This window comes from Pseudoalteromonas agarivorans (assembly GCF_024518735.1).
GTDB classification, from domain to species: domain Bacteria; phylum Pseudomonadota; class Gammaproteobacteria; order Enterobacterales; family Alteromonadaceae; genus Pseudoalteromonas; species Pseudoalteromonas atlantica.
Window position 1 is genome coordinate 394,231 of record NZ_JANIGJ010000001.1, and the last position, 14,832, is coordinate 409,062.

The window sequence follows — 14,832 nt, forward strand, 5'->3', positions numbered from 1 at the left end:
AAAAATAAGGAGCTTATAATGCGCAAAACCCCTTTTTCTATTACAACTAAACTTATTAAATTGAGTACGTTAGCCTTTGCTTGTACGGCAGGATTATCAGCACAGGCTCATGCCAGCATAAAATATGAAGAACAACAAAAGCTACATGATATTGCAGCGCAGGTATCAGCTAAGCGTATTGGGAGCGACATACAAACGCTGGTGGATTTTGGTACCCGCCATACGCTTTCTGAAACTAAGTCAGATACACGGGGCATAGGTGCTGCACGGCGTTGGATCAAAAAAGAGTTTGAAAAAATATCAGCGCAATGTGGTGGTTGCCTAGAAGTTATTGAAGTTAAAGACACTATATCAGGTGAAAAACGAATTCCTAATCCTGTTGAAGTAGTGAATATAGTGGCCATTCAGCGTGGTAGTACTGAGCCAAACCGAATGGTTATTATGTCGGGTGATATTGATTCGCGGGTGAGCGATGTAATGGACTTTACCAGTGATTCACCGGGTGCTAATGATAACGCTTCAGGCGTGGCAGGGGTTATTGAAGCTGCACGTGTACTAAGCAAGCATAAATTTAATGGCTCAGTTGTGTATGCAGCGTTGTCTGGCGAAGAGCAAGGTTTATTTGGCGGTAAAATACTCACAGCGTATGCGCAAGAGCACAATTGGCAAGTACATGGCGTTTTAAATAACGACATGATTGGCAACATTACCGGTATTAATGGCGTTACCGACAATACAACGGCGCGTATTTTCTCAGAAGGCACGCGTGTAGTAGAAACGAAACAACAAGCAAGAACGCGCCGTTTTACAGGTGGCGAAGTCGATTCGGCGAGCCGTAATTTAGCGCGCTATATAGATACAATTGCCGATAGGTATATTCCAAATTTAGATACGATGTTAGTTTACAGGTTAGATAGATTTGGCCGGGGCGGGCACCATAGACCGTTTAACGATGCAGGTTTTGCAGCAGTCAGAATTATGGAAACTAATGAGCATTACGACCGACAACATCAAGATTTACGTACAGAAAATGGTGTGGTCTATGGCGATACCATAGATGGCGTTGATTTTGACTACACAGCAAAGCTTACATCATTGAACGCAGTAACAATGGCTTCAATGGCTTGGGCGCCAGCTCCCCCTAAGCAGGTAAAAATTGAAGGCGCGGTTAAGGCCGACACTACGCTTTCGTGGCAAAGTTCAGATGATGATAATATTGCCGGTTATCGTATTTATTGGCGCTATACCAGTGAGCCGCAATGGCAATTTAGCCAAGATGTGGGCAATGTAAGTAAAGCTACACTTAAAAACGTGGTTATTGATAATTACTATTTTGGTGTTGCAGCGATAAGCAAAGACGGGATTGAATCGCCTGTGGTGTTCCCAGGTGATGTAGGCTCGTTTGATCACAATATAAAATAACAGCGATTTATTATTGCTTAAGCGCAATTGTGATTAAAAACAAATCAAATGGTGTATTTAAGGTGCAAAGCAGGTGTTTTATGCTTGCACCTTATTTGTTATGCACTTAGAGTGTAGAAAAAAAAGCAGTAAAGGTTAATAAAATGCAGCAAGAAGAAAAAAAACCATTAACAGCGCAAGAGCAAGCACAAATAGAGCAACAACGGGTTGCTTGGCAACGCGAGTGTTTTCAAAACGCCCAAAAATATTTAGCAGAAAAAGGCATTATGCCTAAATCAGTAATAGACAAAGATAGCCGCTTTTTAGCGCCATTGTGTGCTATGTGGAAATTTAAAGCGCAAAATGGCAAGAGCTACTGGGTAATAACAGGGCGCTTACCTACTGATCATGCAGAAGTAAGTGCAGCAAAAGATGCGCGCGATGCTATGCGTTATTTTTCATTACAATGGCAGTTAAAAGCAGATCAAATAATGAGTGTTGGCGCGCGTGATAAAACCCAGGTCGACTTTGCTAACTTACTTATAAACCGTGCACACGGCTTATACGAAATGCATGAAAACGAGCAACTTTGGGCTAATGAACCAAAATAAGGTATTGCTTGTATAAACGTAAAAAAGGGCTATTAACGGCCCTTTTTTAATGTACTAATGTAAATGGTTTAGTGACAAACTCAGACACTTGGCATTGCATTCGCTGCCTAGGTATACCTGCTTCCATAAAAACACCGCCTTGTTGTATAAAGCCGTTTCGTTTAAAACGTTCAACTTCATTTAAAATACAATTAATACTAATAACTTGGTGCCCATCGTTAGCGGCAAGATTAACAATAAAAGTAAGTAATGAAGTATAAACATGGCGATTACGATGTGCGGGTAAAACGGCTATTCGGCCTATTAAGCCATCTGTACACAGCCTACCTGTGGCAACGGGGGCGTTACTGTTGTGAGTAACTAGCACATGGTGTGCTAGTTTGTCTTGGCTATCAAATTCTATTCGTTTGGGTATGTGTAGCTCATATACAAATACTTTTTCACGTATTTGTTGTAGCTGGTCTTTTTGCCTATCCCACTCGACCTTATTAATTTGATAGCCCATAGCGCACCTCTAATTAAACCACATCCCCTCATTAACTAGTGTAGTAAAGGTTTGAATAAAAACTAGGCTGGGCTGCGCTGCATTTAAATCGTCGGTATTAACATAATGATGATCTGTTAATAGTGTAACGGCATTTAAGTCGCAAAGTGGTAACGGGTAGTTTTCGCCATTAATACTTAATAATAGGGCGTCTTCTAGCTGCTGATAGATAGCACGTACGCCGCCTAAACGCTCAAACTCTTCTGCATTATTTGTTATTAAATCACTCATTTGCTCGCAGGTTATAGGCTCTTCAAGTGGTGCTAAGTCCATTTCGTGCTTGGCTTGGCTTAAGGTATTACCAAGCCAATGCTTAAATAGCTCATCGTTATTAAGTAGCGCTTGCATAAGGGTTTTAACTTTATCGGTTTCGCTCTGTAAAAGCTCACCTTTAGAGTCCCTAAGGGCTAAAGTATGATCGGTATAGCGTTTTTGGCCGCTGTCGGTATCAATAACATGATCGGCAAAGCTAGAAAATAAGTCTTGTTGATTAGGCGCTCTAAACCCAACCGAGTAGTTAAGGGCGTTTTCTATTGCATAGCCTTCGTGAGGGCACCCAGGTGGTATATATAAAATATCGCCGGTTTCTAAAATACAATCTATAACGGCTTCAAATTGCTCAACTTGCAGTAGTTTTTTATTTTGCGCAAATTGTTTAAGTGTTGGATCAGGTAGGCCAACACGCCAATGACGCTTACCCTCGCCCTGTATAATAAATACATCGTACTGATCTAGGTGCGGACCTACGCCGCCTTTAGGGGTTGAGTAGCTGATCATTAAATCATCTATTCGCCAGTTAGGTATAAACCTAAATGGGTGAAGCAGTTGTGCTGCATCGCTATGCCAATGATCAACCGCTTGTACCAATAAAGTAGCGTGTTGCTCAGTTAATTTTTCAAAGTCTTCAAATGGGCCTTGGTATGCTCGCCAATCGTTATTGTGGTTAGTAACAATTCGCGACTCTATACTTTCTTCCATAGCAAGACCGGCAAGCTCTTCTGCCTCTATTGGGTCTTGAAAGTCTGTAAAGCCTTGTTTAATTAATAGCGGTTTTTTTTGCCAGTATTGGTTTAAAAATTCTTGCTCACAGAGGTTGTTTATTTTTAATTGGTACATAGAGTTGGCCTATAATTTTTAGTACAAAAAAAGCGAAAGGGATTATCCTTTCGCTTTTTATATGCGCAATTTAGTATTTAAACTAAATCGTCAATAAACTCAACAGCGCGGCCAATGTAGTTGGCAGGTGTTAGTTTTTTCATTTCTACTTTAGCGTGCTCTGGCAGGTCTAAACCATCGATAAAGTCGGCCATAATCTCTTGATTTACACGTTTACCACGCGTTAAATCTTTAAGTTTTTCGTATGGTTTTTCAATACCGTATTTACGCATAACCGTTTGAATTGGCTCAGCAAGTAATTCCCAGTTTTGATCAAGCTCATCAAGTAAACGTTGCTCATTTACTTCAAGCTTGCTTACGCCTTTAAGTGTAGATTGATACGCAATAAGCGTGTAGCCCATACCCACACCTAAGTTACGTAAAACGGTTGAGTCGGTAAGGTCACGCTGCCAACGAGAAACAGGCAGTTTTTGTGCAAGGTGAGCAAATATAGCATTTGCTAAGCCTAGGTTACCTTCTGAGTTTTCAAAGTCGATAGGGTTTACTTTATGCGGCATTGTTGAAGAGCCGATTTCGCCAGCAATGGTTTTTTGCTTAAAGTGGTTTAGGGCAATGTAACCCCAAACGTCACGATCAAAATCAAGTAAAATAGTGTTAAAGCGGGCAATAGCATCAAATAGCTCGGCAATGTAGTCATGCGGCTCTATTTGTGTAGTGAACGGGTTAAAGGTTAAACCAAGGCTAGTTACAAAGTTGCTTGCGTGGGTATGCCAATCGTAATCTGGGTAAGCACTCAGGTGAGCATTGTAGTTACCTACAGCACCGTTAATTTTACCTAGCATTTCTACCTGTGCGATTTGGTCGCGTTGGCGTTTTAAACGCATGTATACGTTAGCAAACTCTTTACCCATTGTTGAAGGCGTAGCTGGTTGGCCGTGGGTACGCGTCATCATAGGTACTGCTTTGTACTCAATGGCTTTTTCTTTTATAGCGTTAAGTAGTTGGTCGCAGTATGGAAGGAGCACATTATCACGAGCTTCGCTTAGCATTAAACCATGAGATAGGTTATTAATATCTTCTGATGTACAGGCAAAATGGATGAACTCGTTAATAGCGTTAATTTCGCTGTTATCGGCTACTTTTTCTTTTAGTAAATATTCTACCGCTTTAACATCGTGGTTTGTGGTGCGTTCAATGTCTTTAACACGCTGTGCGTCTGCTTCGCTGAAGTTATCAACTATGGCATTTAAAAGTGCATTGGCTTGTTCGCTAAATGCAGGTACTTCTTTAATATCGCTTGCTGCAGCTAAGGCTTGCAACCAACGCACTTCAACGGTTACGCGGTATTTGATTAAGCCAAATTCGCTGAAAATACTGCGTAGTTCAGTGGTTTTGCTGCCGTAGCGACCATCCACTGGAGAGATAGCGGTTAACGCTGAAAGCTCCATAATAACTCCTAAATTTTAGTTTTGAACGATAATTAAATGTTTGTTTTTGCAATAGCGAGAATTTTTCTTTTTGCAAAGAAAAAGTGACGGCGTTTACCGCCCATTTGTCGCCATAATACAGCACTGCGAATTCCTGCTAATAAAAGGGCACGAATTTTATTTTGCGTTTGCTGCTGTTTTAATAACTCGGGTTTACCATAAACCTGAATTCGGTGCCCAAGGGGGCTCAGCACCGACGAGTATATATCTGCTAAACCGGCAACTACGGTGTCATCGGTTATGGCAAAGTGATCTAAGCGACGATGAATGTCGTCGATACGACGGCCAAGTTCAGCTAGGCTTTTTGGCTCGTTATTTAAAATACGTTCAAGCTGCATCAAACCACCTACGTACTTAACTATTTCAACATCTTTTTGAGCGCCAGCAGTAAGCTGCGCCATTAATGTTTTATAGCCGTCGCGCAAGTTATGCGTACCTTGGTAAACATCAACCGGGGATGCGGGTGATGTTTGTACAATACTTGTAAATAGCACGTCTAAGTCTGAATCGTTTGCGCTGCCGTATTGCGCGATTTTTTGTACTTGTTTAGCCACTTGGCACATGGCGGCAAGCGCCATGACTTGGTGTTGATTCATTACTTAATCACCGAATCTATAATACCGCCACCTAAACACACATCATCGGCATAAAATACAGCTGATTGACCCGGTGTAACGGCTTTTTGTGGTTCATCAAACAATACGCGTGCCATACCATCTTCCCCAACGAGAAGGGTACAATTAATATCTTCTTGGCGGTAACGGGTTTTAACGGTGCAGCGCGTTGTACCTTGAGGACCAACACGGTCTACCCAATGTAATTGATTGGCGTTTAGGCCATTGCTGTACAGGCGAGGGTGGTCTTTACCTTGTCCGACAACGAGCACATTGCGCTCAACGTCTTTATCTACAACGTACCATGGCTCGCCAGAGCCTTCTTTCATGCCACCAATTAACAAGCCTTTACGCTGGCCAAGTGTATGATACATAAGCCCTTCGTGCTCACCTACGTTGTTGCCGTCAGTATCTTCAATCACACCAGGTTGAGCAGGTAAAAACTTTTGTAAAAAGTCTTTAAATTTACGCTCACCAATAAAACAAATACCGGTGCTGTCTTTTTTGTCATGGGTGATTAAGTCTTGCTCTTCTGCAATACGGCGTACGTCTGGTTTAGCTATATCGCCTACTGGGAAAAGAGTTTGGCCTATGTGTTCATGGCTTAAGGTATATAAGAAATAGCTTTGATCTTTGTTATCGTCTAAGCCTCGGCACATAACGTATTTGTCGTCTCGTAGTTCACGACGAACATAATGGCCTGTTGCAATATAATCGGCGCCAAGTGCTTGTGCTGCAAATTCTAAAAATGCTTTAAATTTAATTTCTTTGTTACACATAATATCTGGGTTTGGCGTACGGCCCGCTTTGTACTCTTCTAAAAAGTACTCAAAAACGTTATCCCAGTATTCGGCTGCAAAGTTAACGGTATGAAGCTCGATGCCTAATTTGTCACACACTGCTTGTGCATCTTTTAAATCTTCAGCGGCTGCACAGTATTCGTCATTGTCGTCTTCTTCCCAGTTCTTCATAAACAGGCCTTCTACTTGGTAGCCCTGTTGTTGTAATAAATATGCAGATACAGAAGAATCAACACCGCCGGACATACCAACGATGACTTTAATGTGACTATTTTCGCTCATGAATAATTTCGCTTATACAGATTGCTGTTAACTTGGAAAGGCCGCGATTATAGCACGCATTTTGTTTTTGCTTAAAGGGAGGAGTGGCGCAAACACACGATTTTGTAGTTATTTTATTCATATAATAAATAGCAAATAAGACTGAATCGCATTTAACATAAAAAATGATGAAAAATTTAAATAAGCCATTGTAAAAAGATATTTCGGTGCCATTATTGTCTGAGCGCATAATAATAGCGTCCGTATTACCTTGTGTTTGTTGTACAATTAAGGAACAGGCAAGATTTTTGTATTAAATTTGCATTTTTATTGCCTTAATATTTTCAACGGAATGAATATATGAATTACGCCTTTCAGGTAAAAAAACTTACGACCCTAATTACGTTTTATACGACTAACTCAAGCTTTCATGTAAAGCAGTTACTTGAAAACCCGACGAGTGAGTTTAAGCAATCTGCCTACAAACTTTTTCATGAAATATTTAAACACAACGTACCCGTAGACTCTCAACAGACTAGTCCCGTTGATGCTATTTTTGATTCAGTTACCGCATCTTTAGATTTAATTAACCAATCTGAAGTGGCGTTAGTTGAAGCAACACAAAAATGGTGGAACGAGTGGTACTTTGTATTAACTATGGAGCATTCGCTTTCTCACGAAAAAGAAGATGTGCCATACAGTTTCCTTTCTAAAAAAATGCATCATCCTATGAAGCGCCACGAGATGAGCCACTACGCCCATTTATTTACTATTTTGCCTATGCCTATCTCTAATGTGTGTGCTAAAACCGGTGATATTATTAGAGTTAATCAGCGCTTTATAGATGTATTTGGTTATACCGTTGATGACTTACCTAACTTAGAGCAGTGGTGGGTTAATGCATACCCAGATCCTCACTATCGAGAGTCCGTGAAAAAAACGTGGCAATCGGCGTTAGAAATTGGCAATGAAACAGGGCAAGACATCCCCGCGCATGATTACCATGTTACTTGTAAAAACGGTAATACAATTACCATGGAAGTATCTGGAATCAATTTGGGCGATGAATATATTGCTGTATTTAATGATGCGACCAAGCGTTTAGAAGATCAAAATATTTTACGCGACATGGCATTTTTAGATTCGCTAACACAAATAGCAAATAGACGTCGTTTTGATGAAAAGCTAAGTAAAGAGTTTGAAAAAGCTGTTGAGTGTGGTGACGATTTGGCAATTATTTTAATCGATATTGATCACTTTAAACTATTTAACGACCGCTACGGGCATGTTGAAGGTGATTTATGTTTGTATAACGTGGCGCAAGCAATAGCGTGTACGGTAAGCCGCACAGAGGACTTTGTGGCGCGTTATGGCGGAGAAGAATTTGTTGTATTGCTGCCTCAAACCGATAAACAAGGGGCCTTATTTATTGCTGAGCATATTCAAAAGGCAATTGAAGAGCTGCACATCCCTCATGAAGACAGCTTTACCGGCTACTTAACCCTGAGCATGGGTATTCACGCAATTAATAAAGATGATAGTTGCGATCAAAAAGAGTTTATTAAGGCCGCCGACAGCGCACTTTATTATTCAAAAAGGCAAGGACGAAATTGTTTAGCATTAAGTTAATTTATAGCCTTGGACTATTTATATAGCTTTGAGAATTATATAAAGCGCAGATGTTTAATTATCCTCGTAAATAAAGTCTACGTCTTGAATAGGGCGGTTTAGGCTGTCTTCAATACATTTTAAAACTAAATGGCTTCTTAGAGGCAGTGCTTTAATGTCCCCTAAACTGTGCCAGTTAGCACTAATTATATCTGCATCTTTTGGGCAGGGCTCAGTGGTGACTTGGGTGCCATCAAACATAAAACAAAAGCGTAAGTAATGCACCCCATTAGCCGCATGTAAGTTATAAATACCGATTAAGCCAGTGGGCGTTAGAGACAAACCTGTTTCTTCAAAAAGCTCTCTACTGGCTGCTTGAGCCAGTGTTTCGTTTACTTCTAAATGGCCGGCAGGTTGGTTATAACAAATATTAGAAGTAAATTTATCCCGCTCTTTTACCAGTAAAAAACGCTCTCCTTTTTTTACTACAGCAGCCACCGTTACATGGGGTTTATGCATTTACCTCACCTTTTATAACACTGTACTGTGCGCTGCTTATGCCATCTAGCGTGTAATTGCCAATACTGTAGCGAATAAGCCTTAATGTAGGGTGCCCAACATGGGCGGTCATACGGCGAACTTGCCTATTACGTCCTTCATTAATTGTAATACTTAACCACGTTGTAGGAATCGACTTTCGCTCTCTTACCGGCGGCACGCGAGGCCAAAGTTTTGGCTCTTCAATAATTTTTACGTTTGCGGGTAAGGTCATCCCATCTTTTAGTTCAACACCTTTACACAGGGCATTAATGGCCTCTTCACTAGGCTCGCCTTCAACTTGCACCCAATAGGTTTTATTGGTTTTTTTATTCGGTGCGGTAAGGGTATTTTGAAGCTTTCCGCAGTTTGTTAAAAGTAACAAGCCTTCACTATCTCGGTCGAGTCTGCCTGCAGCGTATACACCTTTAATGGGAATAAATTCAGCCAAGGTTTTTCTATTGGCATCGTCTGTAAATTGGCAAAGCACATCGTAAGGCTTGTTAAATAAAACAATTTTTCTATCTTTAGGCGCTATAGCGGGTTTAATTTCACGCGAAGTTGTACTTTTTTTAGTGAGCGCACTGCGTGAGTAAGTTCTACCAGTGGTTCGTTTAGTGGTACTTTTACTTGCGCGATTATGCATTGGTTTGTTCGCCATTAAATACACCTAGCGGGCTTGGGTAAGCCGGCAATTTTTGTGGCTTGTTTTGCAGGCCCCTTGGGAAATAATTTATACAAATAAATACTATTGCCTTTGTCCTCGCCAAGCGCTTTAGCCATGGCTTTAACAAGCATTCTTATTGCTGGGCTGGTGTTATATTCTAAGTAAAAATTGCGCACAAAATTAATTACTTCCCAGTGTTGTTCACTCAAGATAATGTTTTCTTGCTCAGCGATAATGGGGGCTAACTCTTTTGTCCACAAGGTGTAATCTAGCAAGTAGCCTTGTTTATCAGTGTCGATTTGTTGATTATTAAATTCAAGCATGGATTACCAGGTAATAGATTGGTTAGTAGATAGAGTAAGGGCAACAAACTCATCGTAATTAATAAGTGTTTGGCCTGGGCTTAGTTTAACTGCGCGTGCCTGCGCATCCTCTAAAAGCAACAATAACGAATCGTTTAATTGAAAATACTGCTTAGCGGCATAACAGGCATCACCGACAAGGAGTACTTTATCGGTGTCTTTAATTAGGTTTTCCAGCTGAGTAGAGTCGTAATAAGCCAGTGGCTTTGAAAAAATATGTAATGTACTCATAGGTTCACCACAAAGTCTTGCTGGCCGATCAGCTGCTGTTGCTCAGTGTAATTGAGGCTGGTTGAATCAATAATTAATTGAGATTTGCTTAAGTTATAATCTAGTAACGATTTTTCACATACATATATGTTTTCTACTTCATAGATTTCAAGCGTTTTGATGTTTTTAAAAAAATTTTTTACACCAAGTTGCTGTGTTGATTGATTATGTTTTAAAGCAAGCACTGCAGGGCCGCTAAATAGCCAGCTAATATTTTGATCAACTGCGGCAAATATTAGTGCCATGTCTAGGGCATCGCGGGTATTAAGCTCATCAAAGGGGCTGGATTGGCTCATTACTAAAACGTTTTTCATTTAAACTGTATCCATTTATCTGCATCACTCGCTAGCATGGCAAATTCTGCAAGCCCGGCTACAGTAAACACACCTGTTTGGCTTGTGTTTAAGCCTCGTTTTTCTGCTGCAGTAATACATAGCATTAAGTTGACGTTTTTATCTGCAAGTTGTTGCCATTGCGTAGGAATTTGCAGCTCGTCAGAGGCTAGCTCAAAGTGAGCTGACGCGTGATAAATCCCATTTTGATACAAAAATATCGCATCTATGGTGTGGCCTTGTGCTAAACATGCATTCGCAAACTTTATAATACGTTGCGTTGAGTCATGATCTGAAGGAGGAGTATGTAAAGAAAGAACAAATCGCGCCAAAACAATTCCAATAAAAAAGCCCCAATAAAGGGGCTATTTTAACAGAACTATTTAATTAGTCATCACTTGCGCCAAGAAGGTGCAGTAAAGAAGTAAATAGGTTATATACGTTTAAGTATAGAGCGACCGTCGCGCGAATGTAGTTAGTTTCGCCGCCATTAATAATACGGCTAGTATCAAATAAGATTAAGCCAGACATAATTAACACAACAGCAGCGTTAAGCACCATAAACATTAGCGAGCTGCCAATGAAGATGTTAACTATGCTTGCAACAATAACCACTAGTAAGCCTACTGTTAAAAAACCACCCATAAATGAGAAGTCTTTTTTAGTGTTTAATGCATAAGCCGATAGACCAAAAAATATTAATGCAGTAGAACCAAGCGCCTGCATAATAAGCATAGGGCCATTAGGCATAGCTGCATAATAGTTAAGTAGTGGGCCAAGGCCTGCGCCCATACAGCCTGTAAAAGCAAACACCCAAAACACGCCTGAGGCTGAGTCTGCTTTTTTGTTTACAACAAATAATAAACCAAACGAAACCAGTGTGAACACAATTCCCATAAAGTAAGGTAATTGTAATGCCATTGAAATACCCGCCGTAACAGCACTAAATGCTAATGTCATGGCCAGTAAGAAATAGGTGTTTTTAAGTACCTTGTTTGTTTCAATGGTCGACATTACCGGTTTAGCGGTATTGTACGAATGATTAAATGCCATTGTAGAGCTCCTTTAAGTGAAACATGTTTGTTTCGATAATTTAACTAAAATTAGATTACCAACTCTTATATGTTTGGGCAAACCTTTGTAGATCAATAGAGTGTTATTTTTTAATTAAAGTTCATTAAAGCATCAAAAAGAAATTATTTGTTTTATCTTTAAACAAATTAATTGTTTTTTAAGCACTTAAACAATTTTTTTAAAAAAAAGCTTCACAAAGCCAATGGGTTTCCCTATTATGCAGGCCGTGCGGAGAGATGGCAGAGTGGTCGAATGCACCGGTCTTGAAAACCGGCATAGGTTTGTAGCCTATCTAGGGTTCAAATCCCTATCTCTCCACCACCTTATTACAATAATTATGAGTACACTCTTACTTGTAATTTATAGCACTTTCGGAGAGATGGCAGAGTGGTCGAATGCACCGGTCTTGAAAACCGGCATGGGTTTGTAGCCCATCTAGGGTTCAAATCCCTATCTCTCCACCATTATATCAAAGCCCGCTTTTTAGCGGGCTTTTTTGTTTTTACGCTTTATTATCAGGCCACCTTAGGTTTCCTCGCTTATTTCCCCATTTCGGTTTGCTATTAGCCGCTATTGATAGATTATTAACATATTGATGTACTACTTTTATTTTTTAGATTTTAAAATAGTATGTTGTGGCTCAAGGATGATTTACCTTCAAGAAAACCTATTGTTTATCGTGCAATGATGCTCATGGATAACGTTGTTTGTTTTATTTGTATTTCAACCTTTTGACACAATTAACTATACATCATCACTTTTGCAGCTTTGCTGTGCTGTATACCTACGACGCTGGCTATGCGTAAATTAGTCATTAATTGAAGAACGTATTTAATATTGAAATCTAAAGGTTAGGTTTTATTGACGATAGCGCCTATAAGGTAGTGAACTTTGTCTTATAGGCGACTAAGCAGCTCAAAGTAAGTGTGGGCTGGCAGCTCAATGTGTGTTTGCTTTTAGTTTGCAAAACCATTTATTAAAATCATTTGCAAAACATTATTAAACCCACTCACTAAACAGCCCAACATAAATTAAATCTTCAAATTATCAACCTTGCAAAGGGGGTTAAATACCTTTGCTATAAACGCTAAGGTATATTTTTATGAAATTAAAATGCCTAGTTACAGCAGTTTAAAGAGTGCTTGTTTTCCCATCATAAATTACGACCATAGTCTCTGTTTCTAACCTTAAGAACTTGGTGCATGCTTAAGATAATGTTTGTAGTGTGTAATTAGGAACTTATATGAAACATCAACTAGCCAAAAGTGTCGCGCTTTCTTTATTATCCCCTGTGATTGTTGGTAGTTTACTTGGCCTTTATTATGGGCTCACTATGAATGGCGATGCGGTTACCATTTTTTTACAACTACTGATGAGTGCAATTGCGAACGCACATATTGTTGGGCTTACTATGGCCGCTTTTGTCGTACCGGGTTATTTGCTTATGTTTAAGTATGCAAAAGTGAATTATTCAGGAGTATTAACGCTTGGGCTGCTTGGTGGTGCAATATTTAGTTATTTACTCAGTGCTACAACAGGCGAGATATTTTTAATTAATAGTGTAATGGCCGCTTTTGCCGCAGGACTATTTTTATTTGGCCTGCGTAAAACATCAAAAAAATAATTGCAGAAATATTAATCAAGCATACTGAAAAACGGCGCTATTTCTGTTTTTTTGCCTGTAAAAGGTTTCAATTTTTCACGACAAAGAGTACCTTTAGCTACTGTCTGTTTAATAAGAAGTAGTTTGGTATGCAAAAGCACGATTTTTACCAGTCATTAGTTAAGCAAACTGAATCACTAATTGCTGGTGAATCTAATGTCATTGCTAATATGGCTAACGTAAGTGCGCTACTATTTACCTCTTTAGAAGATGTAAATTGGGCGGGCTTTTACTTTATGGATTCGCCAAGTGAATTAGTGCTTGGGCCTTTTCAAGGTAATCCAGCGTGTATTCGTATCCCTGTTGGTAAAGGGGTGTGTGGTACGGCTGCAGCAACGTTAGAAACTCAACTAATCGAAGATGTACATGCGTTTGATGGCCACATAGCCTGCGATGCAGCGTCTAACTCTGAGATTGTTGTACCTATCATGAAAAATGATAAAATAGTTGCTGTTCTTGATATCGATAGCCCAACTATTGGTCGATTTGATACTGATGACCAAGCAGGTCTTGAAGCATTAGTTAAATGCTTAGAGGCAAGCTTATAATGAAAGACTTGCTAAATGTTCAAGACTACCTATTCGCAGTACAAGATGTAGGCGATTGGGAAGGGGAAGAAGAACATGTAGCGGAAACGCTCAATGATTTGATTCACATAGCCTGGGATAAACTTCCAGATGATTTAGATTGTGAATCAATCGATGAAATAATAAATGGTATTTGGGAACACCTTCGAGGTGATTTGGCTGTACTTGAAGCCGACTTCGAAGAGTTAATCGACTGGGTAATACACTACGTTGACTCGTCCCTTGATGAAAAGATGTGAAAAATAGGTTCTAAAATGGAAACCACAAACAAGCTAAAAGATATTAATGAAGTGCTGGAATTTCTTTATCAAGAATTTCCACAATGTTTTAAACAAAAAGACGGTATTAAACCGCTTAAAGTCGGTATTTTTAAAGATATTGCCGAGCGTATCGAAGGGTCTGAAAAAGTAAGTAAGACTCAAGTACGTCAAGCGCTTAGAAAATACACGTCTAACTGGCGTTATTTAGAAGCTGTGACTAAGTCAGAGTTTCGTATTGATCTTGATGGCAATCAAGGTGAAAAAGTTGAGCAAGAGCACATTGACCACGCTCAAAAAGCACTAGAAGAAAGCCGTGCTAAAATGGCAAAACGCAAAAAACAACAGCGTCCACGCCAAGATTCAGATTCTAAATCTTTCAAGAAAAAACCAGCCCACGCTAGCAAAAACAATGCACAAGCTAACAAACCAGCTAAAGCAGCCCCTGCTAAACGTTCAGGAAAAGTTGAACCTTTACCTGCAAGTGAGGTCAAGGTTAATAACAAGGTTAAGGTTAAACTTGGCCAAGCACTTGTAAATGCGGTAATTACTGAAGTAAACAAAGACGAAGTTCATGTTGAATTAGTAACTGGCATGCAAGTTAAAACCAAAGCTGACAGCTTATACATTATTTAAGTTGT

The 14,832-nt window shown here is 39.8% G+C and carries 19 protein-coding genes and 2 tRNA genes; 9 read left to right on the forward strand and 12 right to left on the reverse strand.

Going from position 1 to position 14,832, the window contains the following annotated elements; all coding sequences use genetic code 11:
- Positions 1–18: 18 nt before the first annotated feature.
- Positions 19–1,422: a M28 family peptidase gene (locus NQT65_RS01725; RefSeq protein WP_138611494.1), complete on the forward strand. Its 1,404-nt coding sequence runs from the start codon at positions 19–21 to the stop codon at positions 1,420–1,422.
- Positions 1,423–1,565: 143 nt separating this feature from the next.
- Complete coding sequence (locus tag NQT65_RS01730; protein ID WP_029772653.1) at positions 1,566–2,012, forward strand: DUF4826 family protein; 447 nt, start codon at positions 1,566–1,568, stop codon at positions 2,010–2,012.
- A gap of 46 nt (positions 2,013–2,058) precedes the next feature.
- Here NQT65_RS01730 and NQT65_RS01735 read toward each other — a convergent pair whose 3' ends face one another.
- The 5 genes from NQT65_RS01735 to mnmA all read right to left on the reverse strand — a co-directional run bounded on the left by NQT65_RS01735 (position 2,059) and on the right by mnmA (position 6,855).
- The gene (locus NQT65_RS01735) at positions 2,059–2,517 is read right to left on the reverse strand and encodes a GNAT family N-acetyltransferase (RefSeq protein ID WP_029772652.1); all 459 of its coding nucleotides are present in this window, start codon (positions 2,515–2,517) and stop codon (positions 2,059–2,061) included.
- A gap of 9 nt (positions 2,518–2,526) precedes the next feature.
- Positions 2,527–3,672, reverse strand: a complete 1,146-nt coding sequence (locus NQT65_RS01740) for a cupin domain-containing protein (protein WP_256850350.1) — start codon at positions 3,670–3,672, stop codon at positions 2,527–2,529.
- 77 nt (positions 3,673–3,749) lie between these two features.
- Positions 3,750–5,120: an adenylosuccinate lyase gene (gene purB, locus NQT65_RS01745; protein ID WP_024033516.1), complete on the reverse strand. Its 1,371-nt coding sequence runs from the start codon at positions 5,118–5,120 to the stop codon at positions 3,750–3,752.
- Positions 5,121–5,152: 32 nt separating this feature from the next.
- Positions 5,153–5,755 (reverse strand): high frequency lysogenization protein HflD, encoded by a 603-nt coding sequence (gene hflD, locus NQT65_RS01750; protein WP_004586725.1) that lies wholly within the window; start codon positions 5,753–5,755, stop codon positions 5,153–5,155.
- The gene (gene mnmA / locus NQT65_RS01755) at positions 5,755–6,855 is read right to left on the reverse strand and encodes a tRNA 2-thiouridine(34) synthase MnmA (protein WP_004586724.1); all 1,101 of its coding nucleotides are present in this window, start codon (positions 6,853–6,855) and stop codon (positions 5,755–5,757) included. The genes hflD and mnmA overlap by 1 nt, the downstream gene beginning before the upstream one ends.
- Before the next feature lie 339 nt (positions 6,856–7,194).
- Here mnmA and NQT65_RS01760 point away from each other — a divergent pair, with 339 nt between their 5' ends.
- Complete coding sequence (locus NQT65_RS01760) at positions 7,195–8,463, forward strand: sensor domain-containing diguanylate cyclase (RefSeq protein ID WP_256850351.1); 1,269 nt, start codon at positions 7,195–7,197, stop codon at positions 8,461–8,463.
- 54 nt (positions 8,464–8,517) lie between these two features.
- On the opposite strand, the gene NQT65_RS01765 is transcribed toward NQT65_RS01760, so the two are convergent.
- From NQT65_RS01765 to NQT65_RS01795, 7 genes are read right to left on the reverse strand one after another with little or no spacing between them, the layout of a single operon-like run.
- Positions 8,518–8,961 (reverse strand): NUDIX domain-containing protein, encoded by a 444-nt coding sequence (locus tag NQT65_RS01765; protein WP_256850352.1) that lies wholly within the window; start codon positions 8,959–8,961, stop codon positions 8,518–8,520.
- The gene (locus tag NQT65_RS01770; RefSeq protein WP_256850353.1) at positions 8,954–9,640 is read right to left on the reverse strand and encodes a pseudouridine synthase; all 687 of its coding nucleotides are present in this window, start codon (positions 9,638–9,640) and stop codon (positions 8,954–8,956) included. The genes NQT65_RS01765 and NQT65_RS01770 overlap by 8 nt, the downstream gene beginning before the upstream one ends.
- Positions 9,640–9,969 (reverse strand): TusE/DsrC/DsvC family sulfur relay protein, encoded by a 330-nt coding sequence (locus NQT65_RS01775; RefSeq protein ID WP_004586720.1) that lies wholly within the window; start codon positions 9,967–9,969, stop codon positions 9,640–9,642. Before NQT65_RS01775 ends, NQT65_RS01770 begins: the two co-directional genes overlap by 1 nt.
- Positions 9,970–9,972: 3 nt before the next feature.
- Positions 9,973–10,239 carry a sulfurtransferase complex subunit TusB gene (gene tusB, locus NQT65_RS01780; protein WP_054982589.1) on the reverse strand — a complete coding sequence of 89 codons (267 nt, stop codon included), beginning with the start codon at positions 10,237–10,239 and terminating at the stop codon, positions 9,973–9,975.
- Positions 10,236–10,592, reverse strand: a complete 357-nt coding sequence (gene tusC / locus NQT65_RS01785) for a sulfurtransferase complex subunit TusC (protein WP_256845025.1) — start codon at positions 10,590–10,592, stop codon at positions 10,236–10,238. The genes tusB and tusC overlap by 4 nt, the downstream gene beginning before the upstream one ends.
- Positions 10,589–10,942 (reverse strand): sulfurtransferase complex subunit TusD, encoded by a 354-nt coding sequence (gene tusD, locus NQT65_RS01790; RefSeq protein WP_004586717.1) that lies wholly within the window; start codon positions 10,940–10,942, stop codon positions 10,589–10,591. The genes tusC and tusD overlap by 4 nt, the downstream gene beginning before the upstream one ends.
- Positions 10,943–10,997: 55 nt before the next feature.
- Positions 10,998–11,663, reverse strand: a complete 666-nt coding sequence (locus tag NQT65_RS01795; protein ID WP_004586716.1) for a Bax inhibitor-1/YccA family protein — start codon at positions 11,661–11,663, stop codon at positions 10,998–11,000.
- A 251-nt stretch (positions 11,664–11,914) separates the two neighbouring features.
- Here NQT65_RS01795 and NQT65_RS01800 point away from each other — a divergent pair.
- The 6 genes from NQT65_RS01800 to proQ all read left to right on the forward strand — a co-directional run bounded on the left by NQT65_RS01800 (position 11,915) and on the right by proQ (position 14,827).
- A tRNA-Ser gene (locus NQT65_RS01800) sits at positions 11,915–12,005 on the forward strand.
- A 52-nt stretch (positions 12,006–12,057) separates the two neighbouring features.
- Positions 12,058–12,148 (forward strand) — tRNA-Ser (locus tag NQT65_RS01805).
- A gap of 779 nt (positions 12,149–12,927) precedes the next feature.
- The gene (locus NQT65_RS01810) at positions 12,928–13,308 is read left to right on the forward strand and encodes a hypothetical protein (protein ID WP_024033524.1); all 381 of its coding nucleotides are present in this window, start codon (positions 12,928–12,930) and stop codon (positions 13,306–13,308) included.
- Positions 13,309–13,436: 128 nt separating this feature from the next.
- On the forward strand, positions 13,437–13,895 hold the full coding sequence (locus NQT65_RS01815; RefSeq protein WP_004586714.1) for a free L-methionine (R)-S-oxide reductase MsrC: 459 nt from the start codon (positions 13,437–13,439) through the stop codon (positions 13,893–13,895).
- Entirely contained in the window at positions 13,895–14,173 is a 279-nt protein-coding gene (locus tag NQT65_RS01820; protein ID WP_004586713.1) for a hypothetical protein, read from the forward strand. Before NQT65_RS01815 ends, NQT65_RS01820 begins: the two co-directional genes overlap by 1 nt.
- Positions 14,174–14,188: 15 nt before the next feature.
- On the forward strand, positions 14,189–14,827 hold the full coding sequence (gene proQ / locus NQT65_RS01825) for an RNA chaperone ProQ (RefSeq protein WP_004586712.1): 639 nt from the start codon (positions 14,189–14,191) through the stop codon (positions 14,825–14,827).
- Positions 14,828–14,832 lie beyond the last annotated feature (5 nt).

What these genes read in the sequence shown, in the direction of transcription:
- NQT65_RS01725 (WP_138611494.1), top strand. Translation starts at nt 19, where the DNA reads ATGCGCAAAACCCCTTTTTCTATTACAACTAAACTTATTAAATTGAGT.
- NQT65_RS01730 (WP_029772653.1), top strand. Translation starts at nt 1,566, where the DNA reads ATGCAGCAAGAAGAAAAAAAACCATTAACAGCGCAAGAGCAAGCACAA.
- NQT65_RS01735 (WP_029772652.1), bottom strand. Translation starts at nt 2,517, where the DNA reads ATGGGCTATCAAATTAATAAGGTCGAGTGGGATAGGCAAAAAGACCAG.
- NQT65_RS01740 (WP_256850350.1), bottom strand. Translation starts at nt 3,672, where the DNA reads ATGTACCAATTAAAAATAAACAACCTCTGTGAGCAAGAATTTTTAAAC.
- purB (WP_024033516.1), bottom strand. Translation starts at nt 5,120, where the DNA reads ATGGAGCTTTCAGCGTTAACCGCTATCTCTCCAGTGGATGGTCGCTAC.
- hflD (WP_004586725.1), bottom strand. Translation starts at nt 5,755, where the DNA reads ATGAATCAACACCAAGTCATGGCGCTTGCCGCCATGTGCCAAGTGGCT.
- mnmA (WP_004586724.1), bottom strand. Translation starts at nt 6,855, where the DNA reads ATGAGCGAAAATAGTCACATTAAAGTCATCGTTGGTATGTCCGGCGGT.
- NQT65_RS01760 (WP_256850351.1), top strand. Translation starts at nt 7,195, where the DNA reads ATGAATTACGCCTTTCAGGTAAAAAAACTTACGACCCTAATTACGTTT.
- NQT65_RS01765 (WP_256850352.1), bottom strand. Translation starts at nt 8,961, where the DNA reads ATGCATAAACCCCATGTAACGGTGGCTGCTGTAGTAAAAAAAGGAGAG.
- NQT65_RS01770 (WP_256850353.1), bottom strand. Translation starts at nt 9,640, where the DNA reads ATGGCGAACAAACCAATGCATAATCGCGCAAGTAAAAGTACCACTAAA.
- NQT65_RS01775 (WP_004586720.1), bottom strand. Translation starts at nt 9,969, where the DNA reads ATGCTTGAATTTAATAATCAACAAATCGACACTGATAAACAAGGCTAC.
- tusB (WP_054982589.1), bottom strand. Translation starts at nt 10,239, where the DNA reads ATGAGTACATTACATATTTTTTCAAAGCCACTGGCTTATTACGACTCT.
- tusC (WP_256845025.1), bottom strand. Translation starts at nt 10,592, where the DNA reads ATGAAAAACGTTTTAGTAATGAGCCAATCCAGCCCCTTTGATGAGCTT.
- NQT65_RS01795 (WP_004586716.1), bottom strand. Translation starts at nt 11,663, where the DNA reads ATGGCATTTAATCATTCGTACAATACCGCTAAACCGGTAATGTCGACC.
- NQT65_RS01810 (WP_024033524.1), top strand. Translation starts at nt 12,928, where the DNA reads ATGAAACATCAACTAGCCAAAAGTGTCGCGCTTTCTTTATTATCCCCT.
- NQT65_RS01815 (WP_004586714.1), top strand. Translation starts at nt 13,437, where the DNA reads ATGCAAAAGCACGATTTTTACCAGTCATTAGTTAAGCAAACTGAATCA.
- NQT65_RS01820 (WP_004586713.1), top strand. Translation starts at nt 13,895, where the DNA reads ATGAAAGACTTGCTAAATGTTCAAGACTACCTATTCGCAGTACAAGAT.
- proQ (WP_004586712.1), top strand. Translation starts at nt 14,189, where the DNA reads ATGGAAACCACAAACAAGCTAAAAGATATTAATGAAGTGCTGGAATTT.